Annotated in this window: 9 protein-coding genes; 4 read left to right on the forward strand and 5 right to left on the reverse strand. The window is 75.7% G+C overall.

What is annotated here, in order from left to right:
• Positions 1-17: 17 nt before the first annotated feature.
• The 4 genes from SPRI_RS39810 (at position 18) to snaC (ending at position 10558) form a co-directional block, all read left to right on the forward strand.
• Positions 18-8078 carry a non-ribosomal peptide synthetase gene (locus SPRI_RS39810; RefSeq protein WP_053556633.1) on the forward strand — a complete coding sequence of 2687 codons (8061 nt, stop codon included), beginning with the start codon at positions 18-20 and terminating at the stop codon, positions 8076-8078.
• Positions 8079-8263: 185 nt separating this feature from the next.
• Positions 8264-9151 (forward strand): ACP S-malonyltransferase, encoded by an 888-nt coding sequence (gene fabD, locus SPRI_RS35010; protein ID WP_053556632.1) that lies wholly within the window; start codon positions 8264-8266, stop codon positions 9149-9151.
• Positions 9148-9996 (forward strand): 4'-phosphopantetheinyl transferase family protein, encoded by an 849-nt coding sequence (locus tag SPRI_RS35015; protein ID WP_005321615.1) that lies wholly within the window; start codon positions 9148-9150, stop codon positions 9994-9996. Before fabD ends, SPRI_RS35015 begins: the two co-directional genes overlap by 4 nt.
• Before the next feature lie 31 nt (positions 9997-10027).
• Positions 10028-10558, forward strand: coding sequence for an NADH:riboflavin 5'-phosphate oxidoreductase SnaC (gene snaC / locus SPRI_RS35020; RefSeq protein WP_005321616.1), 531 nt, complete (start codon positions 10028-10030; stop codon positions 10556-10558).
• A gap of 1293 nt (positions 10559-11851) precedes the next feature.
• Here the strand turns inward: snaC and SPRI_RS35025 are convergent.
• The 5 genes from SPRI_RS35025 to SPRI_RS35045 all read right to left on the reverse strand — a co-directional run bounded on the left by SPRI_RS35025 (position 11852) and on the right by SPRI_RS35045 (position 16296).
• Positions 11852-12847 carry an AfsR/SARP family transcriptional regulator gene (locus SPRI_RS35025; protein WP_005321617.1) on the reverse strand — a complete coding sequence of 332 codons (996 nt, stop codon included), beginning with the start codon at positions 12845-12847 and terminating at the stop codon, positions 11852-11854.
• Between the two features lie 20 nt (positions 12848-12867).
• On the reverse strand, positions 12868-14013 hold the full coding sequence (gene solA / locus SPRI_RS35030; RefSeq protein WP_005321620.1) for an N-methyl-L-tryptophan oxidase: 1146 nt from the start codon (positions 14011-14013) through the stop codon (positions 12868-12870).
• Positions 14010-14756, reverse strand: coding sequence for a thioesterase II family protein (locus tag SPRI_RS35035; protein WP_037775577.1), 747 nt, complete (start codon positions 14754-14756; stop codon positions 14010-14012). The genes solA and SPRI_RS35035 overlap by 4 nt, the downstream gene beginning before the upstream one ends.
• A gap of 26 nt (positions 14757-14782) precedes the next feature.
• Positions 14783-15865 (reverse strand): LLM class flavin-dependent oxidoreductase, encoded by a 1083-nt coding sequence (locus SPRI_RS35040; RefSeq protein ID WP_005321624.1) that lies wholly within the window; start codon positions 15863-15865, stop codon positions 14783-14785.
• A gap of 146 nt (positions 15866-16011) precedes the next feature.
• Positions 16012-16296, reverse strand: coding sequence for a phosphopantetheine-binding protein (locus tag SPRI_RS35045; protein ID WP_037775580.1), 285 nt, complete (start codon positions 16294-16296; stop codon positions 16012-16014).
• Positions 16297-16566: the final 270 nt, after the last annotated feature.

Raw genomic sequence — 16566 nt, forward strand, 5'->3', positions numbered from 1 at the left:
GGAACCGGAGCCCCGCCATGCCGCAGAACGCCCCCGACACCCGGTACGAGCCGTTCGCGCTCACAGAAGTCCAGGAGTCCTTCCTCGCGGGACGCACCCTGGGCGGCGGCACCGGCGCGGGCACCCAGATCCACCTGGAGTTCGAGGCCGAACACCTCGAGACCGACCGCATGGAAGCCGCCTGGAACGACCTCGTGGCCGCCACCGACATGCTGCGCGCCCAGATCCTTCCCGACGGCCGCCAGCAGGTCCTCGCGCACGTGCCCGCCTACCGCGTCGAGCGCACGGACCTGAGCGACGCCACTCCCGCGGAGGCGGCCGCGGCACTCGAAGGGCTGCGCCGCCGGGCCCGCGAGGGCTTCGACGCCCACAGCTGGCCGCTGTTCGCGCTCCGCGTCGCGCAGTTGCCCGGCCACCGCTCCCGGGTGCTGTTCACCGTGGACGAGCTGATCGCCGACGGGCCGAGCGTCTCGCTGCTCCTGCAGCAGTGGTACGCCCGCTACACGGGCGCCGCCGCCCCCGCACCGCCTGGGATCTCCTTCCGCGACTACGTCACCGCCGCCCACGGCCGCCCCGTGCCGGCCGCCTCGCTGGAGTACTGGCGCGAACAGCTCGCCGGTGTCGACTTCGGCCGCCCCCTGCCGCTGGCCGGCGCCGCCGACCCGCAGGCGCCGGCGCACGGCAGGCTCGCGCTGCGCCTGGAACCGCGCCGCTGGCAGCGGGTGAAGGAAGCCGCCCAGCAGATACGGGCCACGCCCACCGCCCTGCTGCTGGCCCTGTGCACGGCCGCCGTGCAGGGCGACGCCCCCGGCCCGCTGCCGGTGGTGCTCACCACCTACAACCGCCGCCCCGTCCACCCGGACGTGGCACGGGTGGTGGGCCCGTTCCTGTCCACGTCCGTGTTCGTGGCACCACCGCCGGCCGGAACACTGGGCGAACGGGTCGACCTCGTACGCGGCCGGCTGTGGCAGGACCTCGAGCACGCGGCGGTCAGCGGGGTCCGTGCCCTGCGCGAACGCGCGAGGACGGAACCGGGCCGCCGCGGCCTGGCCGTCCCGATGGTCTTCACCAGCCTGCTCGGCAGCCTCAGCACCCTCGCGGAGCCCGGCGACCCGGACCACTGGGCGACCCGGATCGACCAGGACGCCTCCGCGACCCTCACCTCCGGCGTGCAGCTGGAAAGCTGCGTCCAGGAACGCGACGGCGCCCTGCTGCTGTCCTGGGACTTCGCCCCCACCGCCCTCGACACGGCCCGCACCCGGGCCGCGTTCGAGACCCTGCGCGGCCTCCTGGAACGCCTCGCGGACGAAGGCGCCCCCGCCCTCACCACCCCCACCCTCACCGCCACCGCCGCGCCCGCCACTGCCGCCCCGGCCGTGTCCGGGCACGGCGACGACGGCCGGCCCGTGCCCCTCACCGAGGTCCAGTCCGCCTACCTCGTCGGCCGGATCGGCGGCCTCGACGGCGGCGCACAGACCCGCGTCTACCAGGAATTCCTCCTCGAACGGCACGACACCGACCGACTGGAGCGGGCCTGGAACCGGCTCGTGGCCCACCACCCCATGCTGCGCGCCGCCGTCCACGACGACGGCACCCTCACCGTCGCCCCGCACGACCCCGACGACGTGTACCGCATCACCCGCCACGACCTGACCGCAACGGCCGACACCGAAGCCGCGCTCGCCGCCACCGGGGCCCGGCTGCGCGCCGGCGCCTTCCCCCTCGGCAGCCGCCCCATGTACGCCCTGGAGGCCAGCGCCCTGCCCGACGGCACCACCGTGCTGCACGTCCTCCTCGACGCCCTGATCGCCGACGCCCGCAGCTTCGCCCTGCTGTTCGGGCAGCTGTTCGCCCTCCACGACGGCGACGAGTCGGTCCTCACCGGCCCCGCCGACCCCGTCCCTCATCTGCGCGCCCTCGCCGAACGGCCGGGCAGCCCGGAGGACCTGGCCGCCCGCACCGCCTGGCGCGAGAAGTTCTCCGCCCTGCCGCCCGGCCCGCCGCTGCCCGACCCCGCGCCCGGCGCCCCCCGCGTCCACCGCAGGGCCCCGCTCGGCTCCTGGCGCACCCTGAGCGAACGCGCCGCCGCCATCGGCGTCCCCGCCGACATGGTGCTGCTCACCGCCTACACCGACGAACTGCGCGCCCGCTTCACCGACGCCGGGCCCTTCACCGTCACCGTCGTCTCCTGGGACCGGCCCGCCTCGCTGCCGGGCGCCGACGCCATGGTCGCCGACTTCACCCAGCTCGCCTGGGTCACCGTCGACGACACCCTGCCCGACGGCTTCGCCGACCGCGCCCGCGAACTGTGGGCCCGCGTCCGCGCCGACCTCGAACGCTCCGACGTCCGGCCGGGCCTGGGCGAACTGCGCACCCGCGTGTTCCGCTCCGGCGGCGCCCTGCGGCTGCCCGTCGTCTTCACCCGCGTCCCCGAGATCGACCCGGCACTGCACCCCACCGGCGTCACCCTGCGCACCAGCCAGTCGCAGACCGCGCAGGTCGCCCTCGACCATGTGCCGCTCCTCGTCGGCGACGAACTGGCCGGCCAGTGGGACGCCGCCGACAACATCCTCGAACCCGCCGTGCTGGACGCCATGTTCGACCGCTACGCCCACCGCGTACGCCGGTTCGCCACCGGCGCCGACGCCACCGACGCCACCGCGACCACCGCCCCCGCCGCGCCCTCGGCCGGCGCCGAGGAGCTGCACGCGGTCGCCGACGCCTACGTCGACCCCGACGCCTACGCCGGCGCCGAGCCCCGTCCCGCCTCCGGGGCGGACACCGGCGCGCGGACCGCGTCCCGCCCCGTCCGCCCCGACACCGTCGCCCCCGCCGACGCCCACGTCGCCCCCGGCACCGACCTGCGCGTCGTCGGCCCCGTCGACGACCGCACCCCCCTGACCCTCGCCGGTCTCCTCGAGTCCGCCCTCGCCGGCCGCGCCGACCGCGTCGCCGTACGGTACGAGGGCCGCACGCTCACCTACCGGCAACTGGCCGAGCGCACCGCCCGCCTGGCCCACCACCTGCACGCCCTCGGCGTGCGCCCCGGCGACCACGTCGCCGTGCACATGGACCGCTCGCCCGACCTGGTCACCGCGCTCGTCGCCGTCGTCCGGGCCGGCGCCGTCTACGTGCCCGTCGACCCGGCCAACCCGCCCGAGCGCATCCGCTACCTCCTCGCCGACAGCGGCGCCCGCGTCGTCGTCGCCGACCAGGCGCACGCCGCGGTCCCCACCGCCGCCGGCGCCCTCGTCGTCTGCCCCGACCGTGCGGCCGACCGGGCCGCCCTGGACGGCCGGCCCACCACCCCGCCCGCCGTCACGGTCACCGGCGACGACCCCGTCTACACCATCTACACCTCCGGGACCACCGGAAAGCCCAAGGGCTGCCGCAACTCCCAGCAGGGCGTCGCCAACCGCCTGCTGTGGATGCAGGAACGCTTCCCCCTCGGGCCCGCCGACCGCGTCGCCCAGAAGACCCCCTACGGATTCGACGTCTCGGCCTGGGAGTTCTTCTGGCCGCTGATCGCCGGCGCCTCCCTCGTCGTCGCCCGCCCCGGCGGCCACGCCGACCCCGCCTACCTGGCCCGGCTGCTGCACGACGAACAGGTCACCGTCACCCACTTCGTCCCGTCCGTCCTCGGCATGTTCCTGCGCCACCCGGCCGCCGCCCGATGCACCGCCCTGCGCTACGTGTTCGCCAGCGGCGAGGCACTGCCCGTCGCCACCATGCGGACCTTCTACGAGGTGCTGGGCACCGGCACCGAACTGCACAACCTGTACGGGCCCACCGAGGCGGCCATCGACGTCACCCACTGGGCCTGCCGGCCCGACTGGGACGAGCCGACCGTCCCGATCGGACGGCCCGTCGCCCACACCCGCATCCACCTCCTCGACGAGGACCTGCGCCCCGTGCCCCCCGGCACCCCGGGGGAGATCGTCATCGGCGGCCGGCAGGTCGCCCTCGGCTACCACCGACGGCCCGAACTGAACGCCGAACGGTTCATCGCCTCGCCCTTCCCCGACGACGACCCCTCACCCCGCCTGTACCGCACCGGCGACCTCGGACTGCTCGCCGAGGACGGGGAGATCCGCTACCTCGGCCGGATCGACAACCAGTTCAAGCTGCGCGGGCTGCGCATCGAACCGGAGGAGATCGAGGCGGCGCTCACCGACGTGCCCGCCGTCGCGGAGGCCCGCGTCCTTCCCGTCCACGACGAGAGCTCCGGCGAACAGGCCCTGGCCGCCGTGTGCGTGGCCGCCCACTCCGGCCGTGAGCCGGACGTCTCCGCCCTGCGCCGGGCACTGGGCGAGACGCTGCCCGCCTACCTGGTCCCGAGCCGCTACCGCTTCGTGGACCGACTGCCGCTGACGACCAACGGCAAACTGGACCGCCAGGCCGCCACCCGCCTCTTCGACACCCCACCCGCAACCGCAGCCACCGCCACCGCCGCAGCCCCAGCCGCACCCGCGGCCGGCGCCGCAGCCCCAGCCGCACCCGCGGCCGACCCGGCACCGGCACCGGCCCCGGTCCCGGTGGCGGTCCCGGGCGTGGACGCGGAGGTGCGCCGCGCCGTCGCCGACATCCTGGGCGTCGAGGAACTCGACGGCGACGCCGACCTGTTCGACCTCGGCGCGACGTCCTTCACCATGATCCGCATCGCGCAGGAGATCGAACGGCTCACCGGCACCGCGCTGCCCGTCGAGGCGCTCATCAGCAAGCCGACACTCGACGCCCTGACCGCTCTCACCGCCCCCGCACCCCCCGCCGCCGCTCCGGCGCCGGCGGCCGGCGGACCGGTCACCGCGGAGACGGTCGCCCGCACGGCCGCCGGCATCCTGGGCGTGGACCAGGTCGGCCCGGACGACGACCTGTTCGACCTCGGCGCGACGTCCTTCACCATGATCCGCCTCGCCCAGGAGATCGAGACCGTGTCGGGCGGTGCGCAGGTGCCCGTCGAGGTGCTCATCCAGAGCCCCACCCCCCGCAGCATCGCCGCCTGCGCCACCCCGGCCGCCCCCGCGGCCCCCGCGGCACCCGCCGCCCCGGCCGGCCGGGCGGCCGATGTGCGCATCGCCCTCGACCCGAAGGCCAAGGCCGCGTTCAAGGACGCCCGCGTCGCGGAGCGCCGGCTGCCGGGAACGATGCGCCGGCTGCCGGTACCGGATGCCGGCCCCGCGGAGGCCGTCGCCCTGTTCGACGCCTCCTCCTTCCGCGAGTTCGACGACGGCCCCCTGCCCGCCCACGACCTGCTCTCCCTGCTGTCCACCGTGACCTGGGGCGAGCTCGAGGGCCGCGCCAAACGCCGCTACCCGTCGGGCGGCGGGTTCTACCCCGTCCAGGTGTACGTGTACATCGCCCCCGGCGCCGTAGAGGCGACCGAGCCGGGCCTGTACTACCTGCACCCCGCCGAGCGGGCCCTGGTCGCGGTCGCGCCCGGCGCCCGCTACGGCACCGACCTGCACGTCCTGCACAACCGCGCCCTCGTGGAGGGGTCGGCGTTCGGCGTCTTCCTCGTCTCCACCCCGGCCGCCATCGCCCCCGCCTACGGCGAACGCAACGCCGCCCGCTTCTCCACCATCGAGGCCGGGCACATCGCCCAGCTGCTGCTGACCGGCGCACCGGAACGGGGCCTGGGACTGTGCGCGGTGGGCGAGATGGACTTCGACGCCGTCCGCGGCGACTTCTCCCTCGACGCCGACCAGGAACTGCTGCTGTCCCTGTGGGGCGGGGCCCTCACCCCGCACAGCCGCGCCGCCCGCGCCGCCCTCACCCCCGGCGAGGGACCCGCCCCTGCCCCCACCGTGAACCCCGCCCCTGTCACCGCCCCTGTCACCGTCCCGCCAGGTGGCCGGGACGGCGGGCAGCGCGCCGTCGCCGTCGTCGGCTTCGCCGCCGACCTGCCCGGCGCCCGCACCCTGGACGAACTCGACACCCTCCTCGCCGCCGGCGCCACCGCCACCGGCCCGGCCCCCCACGACCGGTGGGCGCCGCTGCACCCGCACGCCCGGCACGCCGGAGCCCACGTCGGCGGCTACCTGGAGGACGTCCTGTCCGCGGAGGCCGACGAGTTCGGCATCAGCGCCGCCGAGGGCGCCGCGATCGACCCGCAGGAGCGACTGCTGCTGTCGGTGGCCCGCCGCTGCCTCGAGGACGCCGCGCTCACCCCCGGCCGGCTGGCGGCCGCCGGGCAGGTCGGGGTGTTCGTCGGCACCATGTGGCACGACCACGCCCTGTACGGGGTCGCCGCCCGCGCCGCGCAGCGGCCCGGCAGCACCCACGCCACGCGCGGCGGGCTCGCCCACCGCACCTCCCACGCCTTCGGACTGACCGGGCCGAGCGTGGTCCTCGACACCGGATGCGTGTCCGGACTCGCCGCCGTCGAAGCCGCGTTCCGCGCCGTTGCCGGCGGCCGCTGCGACGCCGCGCTCGCCGCCGGGTCGAACCTGGTCCTCCACCCCGACCACCTCGACGTCCTGTCCGAGATGGGCCTGCTCGCGAAGGACGCCGACTCGTGCGCCTTCACCGACCGGGCCGGCGGCTGGCAGGTCGGCGAAGGCGTCGGCGCCGTACTCCTCAAACCGCTCGAGCAGGCCCTGGCCGACGGCGACCCGGTGCACGCCGTCCTGCGCGGCGGCGCGCTCCAGCACTCCGGCACGACACGGCAGTTCGGCATCCCCGACCCGCAGCGGCAGGAGGAGACCATGCGCGCCGCGCTCGACGACGCCGGCCTGCGGCCCGCCGACATCGGCTACGTGGAGGCCGCCGCGGCCGGCGCCGCCCTCGCCGACGCGCTCGAGTTCACCGCCCTGCAGCGGCTCCTCGGCGCACCCGGCCCGGACCCCTCGCCCGTGCCGGTGGGCACCGTCAAGCCCAACACCGGGCACCTGGAGGCCGCGTCCGTCTTCGCGCAGCTCGGCAAGCTCATCGCCCAGTTCCGCCGCGACCACCTCTACCCGACCCGGCTGACGTCCGCCGTCAACCCCGCCCTCACCCGCACCCCCGGCGCGGTGACCCTGGCCGCACCGGGCGCCGACCGGTGGCGCACCGCCCCCGGCGCCCGGCGCCGGGCGCTCGTCAACGGCTTCGCCGGCGGCGGCTCCTACGGCAGCCTCGTCGTCGAGGAACCCCCCACCCCCGCCCCGGCCTTCGCGGGGACCGCGGATGACACGGCCCTGGCGCTGCCGCTGTCCGCGGACACCCCCGGCAACCTGGCCGACCTCGCCGACCGTCTCGCCACCGCCTTCGCCGACGACCCCGCCCTCACCACCGCCGCGGCGGCCCGCGCCCTGCGCGAGGGCCGCACCGACCGGCCCGCCCGCGCCGGCCTCGTCACCGACCGCGCCCAGGCCCCGGCCGCACTGCGCGACCTCGCCCGCCGCATCCGCGCCGAAGGAGCCGGCGCCGTCGAACACCGCGCCGCCGCGCCGGGGGAGGAGACCAAGGCGCTCACCGCATGGATGGCGGGTGAACCGGTGACCTGGCCCGCCCTCACCGCCCCCAAGGCGTCCCTCCCCGCGACACCCCTGACCCGCGTGACCTTCCCCCTTCCCGTCCCGGCCGCCGCCTCCGCGACGCCCGGACACGAGCCCGCCGGACCTCCCGCCGCGGCGGCCCCGGCGACATCGGTGAGCAACAGCGCCGAGGCACCCACGCCCGCGGCAGCCGTCTTGCCGACGCCGCAGACGCCGCCCGCGGGCGGGCCCGCGCTGTCCGCACGGATGGGGGCCCTGTGGGGGATCGGCACCGACACCCCGGCCGACCCCGACCCCGGCCCTCTCGCGCCCGCGCCCGCGGCCTCGGTCTCGGTCTCGGCCCGTGACATCTCCGCTCCCGGCGCGGACGCCGCGTTCGCGCGGCTCGCCCGGGTCGTCGCCGCGGAGACCGGCGTGGACGCCGCGCAACTCGACCCGGCACAGGACCTGTTCGCACTCGGCGCGACCAGCAGGCAGCTGCTGCGGATCGCCGCGCGGATCACCGCCGACGGCGGGCGCGAGGTCCCCCTGGAAACCCTGTTCACCGCGGCCGACCTCGGGGCACTCGCCGACGAGGCGTTCCCGGAGGCCGCCACCGTCTGACCCGAACCCGAACCCGAACCCTCGGGACCGGACCCGGACCGGGACCCCGACCCCCCGGACCCGGAACCGAAGAACCGCGGAACCCCGGGACCCCCGCACCCCCCGGGGCCCGGACCACCCGAACTCGAACCCCGGGCCGGAACCCCCGAACCCGGACACCGACTTCCGCACTACCCCAGAAGGCAGTGATCACCTTGACCCGGATCCTGATGTTCCCCGGCCAGGGCGCCCAGCGCGTCGGTATGGGACGGGAGTTGTTCGACCGCTTCCCCGACCTGGAGCAACAGGCCGGCGACGTGCTCGGCTACAGCCTGCGCCGACTGTGCCTGGAGGACCCCGAGGGGCAGCTCGGCAACACCCGCTACACCCAGCCGGCGATGTTCGCCGTCAACGCCCTCGCCCACCGCGCGGCGCTCGAGGACACCGGCGTACGGCCGGATGTGGCCGTGGGGCACAGCCTCGGCGAGTACAACGCCCTGGAGGCCGCGGGCGCGTTCGGCTTCGCCGACGGGCTGCGCCTGGTCGCCGCCCGGGCCGCCGCGATGGCCCGTATCGACGGCGGCGGCATGAGCGCGGTCGTCGGCCTGCCCGAGACACAACTGCGTTTCCTGCTGCTGCGCGCCGGGTTCGCCTCCCTGGACCTGGCCAACCTCAACACCGGCGCCCAGATCGTCCTCGCCGGCCCGGTGGCGGACCTGGAGGAGGCGGGCCCGATCCTGGAGGACGTGGGCGCCCGCATGGTGCGCCGCCTCGCCGTGAGCGGCCCCTTCCACTCCCGCTACATGGCCCCGGCCGCCGAGGAGTTGTACCCGGTCGTGGAGCGGACCGTGTTCGGCCCGCTCGCCTTCCCCGTCATCGCCAACGCCACCGCCCGCCCCTACACCCACGAGCGGGTCGGCGAGCTGCTGCTGCAGCAGATCCACCAGCCGGTGCGCTGGCACGAGACCGTCGAGGCGCTCCTCGACGGTCGGTACGGCGACGATCCGGAGTTCACCGAGATCGGCACCGGCAACGTGCTGTCGGGCATGCTCCGCCAGATACGGCGCGAGCGGGTGCCCGCGGGGGCCCGATGACCCCGACGGGCGCCGTCGGCGCCGGCCGCGGCACGGTCCAGATCTGGTTCTGCCTCAACGAGGCCCTCGACGAGGCGACCAGCACGCTGCTGGCCGGCCACTGGCTGGACGAGCACGAGCGCGAGATCGCGGGCCGGTTCCTCTTCGAGCGCGACCGCCGCCAGTACCTGGTCGCCCACGCGCTGGTGCGGCGGGTGCTGTCCCTGCAGACCGGCATCCCGGAGGCGGAGGCGACGATCTGGCGGTCCTCGCGCGGCCGCCCGTTCCTCCAGTCGCCGCCGCACGGCCGGCCCCGCGGCCCGGAGGCCGAGCTGGACTTCAACCTGTCGCACGCGCACGGCTGCAACGTCGTCGCCGTCGCCCGCGACCGCCGGGTCGGCATCGACGTCGAACGGCTCGACCGGGGCGGCGAACGCGGCCTGGACTGGATCGTGGAGAGCTTCGCCCCCGAAGAACGCGCCCACCTCGCCACGATCGCCCCCGGCAGCCGGCGCGACCGGGCCACGCTGCGGCTGTGGACGCTGAAGGAGGCCTACGCCAAGGCCCGCGGCCTGGGGCTGGGGCTGCCGTTCGACTCGTTCGCCTTCGAACTCGCCGAGGACCGCGGGGTGCTGGGCTTCCGCCCGCCCGAGGGCGACACCGCCGACCGCTGGCTGTTCACCGAACTCGAGCCGCGCCCCCAGGTGCTGGTGTCGCTCGCCGTGGAGAAGGGCGCCGACGGCACCGCGCCGCCGGACCGGCTGCTGATCCACGACGGCTTCCCCTGGGGCCGCGCCGCCCCGCGCGAAGCGGAGCTGCCCACCGGGCACCGCGCCCTGCCGGCCCTGGCCGGCGCCGCCCGCTGAGGCGCGGCAACCACCAACAGAAGGAGCCCCCGTGACAGGAGCCGACGACCCGGCAAGGCCCGCGGTCGGCCCGCAGAGTTTCCGAGACGCGATGGCGCAGCTGGCGTCGCCCGTCACCGTCGTAACCGTCCTCGACGCGGCCGGACGCCGCCACGGCTTCACGGCCGGCTCGGTGGTCTCTGTGTCGCTGGACCCGCCGCTGGTGATGGTCGGCATCGCGCTCACCTCCAGCTGCCACACGGCGATGGCCGCCGCCGCCGAGTTCTGCGTCAGCATCCTCGGCGAGGACCAGCGCGCCGTCGCGAAGCGGTGCGCGACGCACGGCGCCGACCGGTTCGCGGGCGGCGAGTTCGCCGCCTGGGACGGTACGGGGGTGCCCTACCTGCCGGACGCCAAGGTCGTCCTGCGCTGCCGCACCACGGACGTGGTGCGCGCCGGCGACCACGACCTGGTGCTCGGCACGCCCGTGGAGATCCGCACGGGCGACCCGGCGAAGCCACCCCTGCTGTGGTACCGCCGCGACTTCCACACCCCGACCCCCACCACCCCGGCCCTCGCCTGACCTCCGGCCCGGGCCGGCCCTGCCCTGCCGGCCCGGCCGCGGTGGTGACTGCCGTCTGCCGCACGCCCGTTGCCCCGTTGCCGCCGCCCCCACCCCGGCACCCTGGCCCCGCCACTCGCCGGGACCGGACGGCGCCCGGCGTGGCATGCCGCAAGGCCGCTGCCCCGTTGCTGGGCCCCGTCGTGCTGCCGGCGGGCAGCCGCGACCAGTTGTAGGCCGGGCCCGGGGGAGTTGGGTGGTCGCGGCCGAAGTGGGCGCAGTGCTCGCGGTATCTGCCCGCTCCTGGCGGGCTGGCGGCCGAGCAGCGCCGTGGGGTGTGGCCCGGTGGTGACTGCCCTCTGCCGCACGGCCGTTGCCCCGTTGCTGGGCCCCGTCGTGCTGCCGGCGGGCAGCCGCGACCAGTTGTAGGCCCGGCCCGGGGGAGTAGTGCGGCGGTCGCCGCCGGCCGGGGCGCCTCGTGCTCGCGGTATCTGCCGCCCTCGGCCGACGGCGTCGGGCGGCCCGGTGATGACGCCCTGCTGCCGGGCGGCTGTTGACGTGGCTCGGCCGGCATGCCGGTTGCTGCGGGCCGCTGCCGGCGCCGCGCCTGACGCCGCCGGCTCCGCCGCTTTCGCCGGTCCGCGGACGGTGCCCCGCGTGGCCTGCCCCTGGCCGGATGCTGCCGCGGGCCGCCGCTGGTTCGTCGTCCCCGGCCCGGGGGAGTGGTGCGGCCGCAGCCGCCTGACGGGCGCCTCGCACGCGCGGTACCTGCAGGCACGGTCGGCGAGCGTGCATCTGCCGTGCGGCGGCCGGTCGTAACTGCCCTCTGCCGAACGGCCGTCGACACGGTTCGGCCGTGCGCCGCTCCGCTGCCGCCGCCGGTCCGCCGGCCCCGGGCCGGGGCCGAGCGGTGCGGGCGTCGCCCGCTGCTGGGGAGCGGCCTCCGCGGTCCTGGTGCGTGGCGGCAGCACGGGCCGGCCGGGCCGCCGGCCCGGGAGCGGTGCCTTCGTCGGCCGGTGGGCCGGGGGGCTTCGGCTGCCCGCAGTTGCGGAGCGGACGGCCACGCGCACGGCCCTGTCACAGGCCCGCCGGCCCGCCGGCCCCGGGCCGGGGCCGGGGCCGGGGCCGAGCGGTGCGGGCGTCGCCCGCTGCTGGGGAGCGGCCTCCGCGGTCCTGGCGCGTGGCGGCAGCACGGGCCGGCCGGGCCGCCGGCCCGGGAGCGGTGCCTTCGTCGACCGGCGGGCCGGGGGGCTTCGGCTGCCCGCGGGCGCGGAGCGGCCGGCCGACGCCCACGGCCCTGCCCCGGGGCAGGGCCTAGTGGCCCGAGGCCGGGTTGGCGACCAGTTGGTCGAAGCGGCGCATCAGGGCCTCCTGTTCGAGGGAGAGGTGCTCGATGCGGCTGCGGAGCCGGGCGATCTCGCCCGTCAGGTTCAGCACCGTGGCGTCCGGGCCGCCCGCCGGCCCCGGCGCGGTGGGCGCGGGTGCGGGTGGCGGCGGCAGGGGGTGGACGCGGGCGAGCTGCCCGGCCGGGCCCGGCGCGGCCAGTCGCGGGTCGTGCTGGAGGATCGCCTCCATCCGGCCGCGCAGCGCGGGACCCGGCTCGACGCCCAGTTCGTGCACCAGCCGTCTGCGGGCCCGGTCGTACACGCTCAGTGCCTCCGCCTGCCGCCCGCACCGGTACAGGGCGAGCATCAGCAGGTCGTAGAAACGTTCCCGCATCGGGTGGTCGGTCGTCAGTTCCTCGAGCTCGCCGGTGATCTCACCGTGCCGGGCCGCTCGCAGGCACGCGTCGTACAGGGCCTCCAGGGCGGTCAGCCGGTTCTCCTCCAGCTGGGCCGCCTCCGCCGCGCAGATGTCGCCCAGCACGCTGCCCTCCAGCGCGGGCCCCCGCCACAGCGCCAGCGCCTGGCGCAGCAGTTCGGCCGCCTGCTCGGGGTCGGTGGCGGCGGCGGCCCGGCCCTGGGCGGCCAGCCGGTGGAAGCGGTCGGCGTCGGTGCCGGCACGCCCCAGCCGCAGGACGTAGCCGAGCGAGCGGGTCACGATCCACTCGTGGTGCGGCTCGCCGGAGCCCGGCTCTGGCACCGGCAGCAGCCGCCGCAGCCGCGCCACATGCGCCTGCAGGGCGTTGGTCGCGTTCGCCGGCGGCTGTTCGCCCCACAGTTCGTCGATCAGCCGGTGCACGGACACGATCTGCCCCGACTTCACCACGAGCGCGCCCAGCAGGGCGCGCTGCTTGGCACCCGTGGGAAGGATCCTCACACCGGTTCGCTCGTCGTGGACTTCCACCGGACCGAGAATGCGGAACTTCATTGTCTTCCTCGCACGTCCCTTTAGAAGCGGTCGGGATCGGTGAAGCCCAGCGGCACGGCCGGCTCTTTGCCCAGCGCCAGGTCGGCCACCGCCTCACCGATGCCCGTGGAGTGCTTGAAGCCGTGGCTGCTGCAGCCGCCCGCGACCAGCAGCCGCGGATCGCGCCCGGGCCGGCCGATGACGAACTGCCCGTCGGGCGTGCGGGCGTAGATGTTCGCCACCGCCCGCGAGGGCGCCTGCCCGGCGCCGGGCACCGCGTCCGCCAGATGGCGGGCCAGCACGCTCCAGTCGGCGGGCGACACGGAGCGTTCCACCGTGTCGGGGTCGACGGTGGCGAAGTGCCGGCCGCCGTCCTCCAGGCCCAGCTTGAGCTCGGTGCCTCCGGGCAGCACCCCGTGCCCCCAGATGACGTCCCCGCCCGCGAGTTCGCGCATGAACACCGGCAGCCGGCGCAGGGTGAACCGTTCGTCGGCCTTCGCGGGGGTGAACCAGGTCGTCGGCATCCGCACCACCTCCAGCGGCAGCGACGGCACCAGCCGGCCCAGCCACGGCCCGGCGGTCACCACCGCCTGCCCGGCCCGCAGCACCCGGCCGGCGGCCGTGTGCACCTCGACACCCGTAGCGGTGAGCTCCAGGGCCGTGACCCGGGTGTCGGTCAGCACGCCGGCGCCCGCGGCCCGGGCCGCGCCGACCGCCGCCCGGATCGTCATCTCCGGCAGCGTCAGCCCGCCCGCCGGCTCGACGACGCCCACGTCGCCGGGCGCCAGCGCCTGATGGGCGGGCGCCCGGCGGTGCAGCTCCCGCCGGTCGAGGACCTCGATGTCCAGCCCGTGTTCGCGGGCCGCGCGCAGCGCACCGCCCACGATCCGCCCGTCGGGCGGGCCGATCAGCATCGCCCCGGTCGGATCGAGCAGGTGCGTGCCGGTCTCCCGCTCCAACTCCTGCCACAGCTGCCGGGAGCGGCGGGCCAGCGGCACCAGCCCGGGATGCTCCAGGCACGCGGTGCGGAACATCCGGCTCTCCCCGTGCGAGGAGCCATGGGCGTTGGCCAGGCCGTACTGCTCGACGCCGATCACCCGCACCCCGCGCCCGGCCAGCTGCCACAGCGCGCACGCGCCCCACGCGCCGAGCCCGACGACGACGACGTCCGCGTCCGTGCCGCTCACGCCGCACCCACCGCCCGGGCCGCGGCGAGCGCGGCGCTCGCGTCACGGGCGACGTGCTCCAGCAGCGGGACCGGGTCGGCCTGGAAGTAGAAGTGCCCGCCGTCGAACATCCGCAGCCCCATGAACCGCCGCGCGTGCTCCTGCCAGCCGGCCAGCCGCTCCGGCGCGACGACGACGTCGCCGTGCCCGCCGTACACGTTCAGCGGCATCCGCAGGTCCGGCGCGCCGGGCAGCGGGCGCCAGCTCTCCACCAGCCGCAGGTCGTTGCGCAGCGCCGGCGCGAACATCTCCCACAGGTCCGGGTCCTGCAACACCTCCAGCGGGGTGCCGCCCATCGCGGCCAGGTGCAGCCGCAGTTCCTCGTCGGGCAGGGCGTGGCGGCGGGTGCCCTCGCCCTGCGGCCGCGGCGCGCCGCGTGCGGACAGCCCCAGCCACACCGGCAGCCGGTGGCCTTCCGCGGCCAGCTGCTGGGTCAGCTCGTAGGCGATCAGGGCGCCCATGCTGTGTCCGAAGAACGCGAACGGGCCGCTCAGATCGGCCGCGAGACGGCGCCGGAAGAACGCGGCCAGCGCGTGGGCGTCGTCGATCTGCGGCTCGCCGGTGAGCCGCCCGCGGCCGGGCGCGTCCAGCAGCCGCACGTCCCACGAGGCGGGCAGCAGCCTCGGCCAGTCGCGGTAGAGCAGATGCGAGCCGCCCGCGTGGTGGAACACGAACAGCCGCAGCCCGTCACCGGTGCCGTACATGGGCGCTCCCTCGTACCGGGCCGCGTTCACGCGGCGGCCACGGCCGCGACGCTGCCGGTGAAGGCGGGGGCGACATGCCGGGCGAACAGCTCCATGGCCCGCTCGGCCCGCTCGTAGGGCAGCGGGCCCGGGTTGAACTGCAGGCTCAGGCAGATGTCGTCGCCGTACCAGTCGCGGATCGTCGCGATCTGGCCGCGGACCTCGTCCGGCGTGCCGGCCAGCACCTTGTTCGCCGCCAGCGCCGTGTCGAAGTCGTAGGAGCGGGCCTTGTCGGCGAACTGCTCGTAGCCCGGGTACTGCTCCGAGCGGGCGTTCGCCCAGGACGCGACCGCCGCCGCCATCTGCTCCACATAGTTGCGCTCGCACGCGGCCGCGTCCGAAAGGACCGCGGCCCGGTCCTCACCGAGGTAACAGGTGTACTTGATCTGGATGCGGCCCGGGCCCTCGTGGCCCGCCGCACGCCGCGCCTCGCGGTAGGCGGCCGTCATCTGCGTCAGCTGCTCCTGGCTGGTGACCGACGGCACCACCTGCAGATGGTGGCCCTGCTCACCGGCGAGCGCGCACGAGGCGGCGCTGGTCGCGGACGCCACGAACACCGGCGGGTGCGGCCGCTGATAGGGCCGGGGGAAGCCGGTCACCGGACCGAAACGGTGCACCTCGCCCTCGAACCGGACCTCCTTGCCGCTCCACAGCGCCACACACGCCTCGACGACCTCCGTGAAACGGGTCCGGCTCTCCTCCATGGGCACGTTGAACAGTTCGAACTCGTCGGGCAGGAAACCGCGTCCGAAGCCCACGTCCAGCCGCCCGTGGCACAGGTTGTCCAGCAGCGCCAGCCGCGCCGCCAGCTGCACCGGATGCGCGAACGAGGCGATCACCGCGCCCGTCACCAGCCGTATGCGGCTGGTGCGCGCGGCGGCGGCCGTCAGGAACACCACCGGGTCGGGGCTGTAACCGCCGTAGGGGGAGCCGTAGTGCTCGACCGTCTGGACATGTTCGAAGTCCAGTGCCTCGGCCAGCTCGACCAGCTGAAGACTTTCGTCGTAATAGGTGCTCGCACTCTTCTTGACCGGGTCGACGACCGGGAAGAAGTTGACGCCGAATTCCATGGGGGGCTCCGTCCGGTGATCCGATTCCGGCTTCACGAAAAAGCCTGGTACAACTCTTCGACTATCGGACCTTAGACGGTGTCGGCGGGCCGTGCGGGGCGCGCGAGCGGGACTCCAGCCTCCGTATGAGGGGCCTTGAGTTGTTTTCAGGGCGTGCGCGTCGGACGCTCCTGGGAAAGCAGCTGCCACCAGTGCCCGAGCGTCGGGCGGGCCATCAACTCGGGAAAGCCGACCTCGATGCCGCGCCGGTGCCAGGCGGAGATGAGCCGCATGGTGCTGATCGAGTCCAGCCCGTGATCGACCAGGTCCTCGTCGTCGTCCGGCAGTTCCGCCGGCTCCAGCCGCATACAGCCGGCGACCATCTGCCGCAGCAGCTGCCGGGTCAGCGGATCCGCTCCCGGCGGCACCTCACGCTCCGAATACGTCTCCATGGCGCCGAAAGTAACAGCGCCGCACGGCCGTAAGGAAGGCGCTTCCCTATTGCCGTTCACGTGGTCAGGCATGTGTCAGTGCCGCGTCAGGCACCGCCCGGCGGAGAACTGCTCGACAGCGGCTGGAGATTACTCGGGTCACCCGGTCGAAAGAAGCTACGGTGCATCTCGTCCATGGATAGTGAAGAAAGGACAGCGGGTCCCCAGTGGCGCAATATCGACCGCGCCTCGGATACCGATTCGTAAACCGGCTCGGAAGCCGAGCGCAGG

The sequence above is a fragment of the Streptomyces pristinaespiralis genome (assembly GCF_001278075.1).
Taxonomy (GTDB): domain Bacteria; phylum Actinomycetota; class Actinomycetes; order Streptomycetales; family Streptomycetaceae; genus Streptomyces; species Streptomyces pristinaespiralis.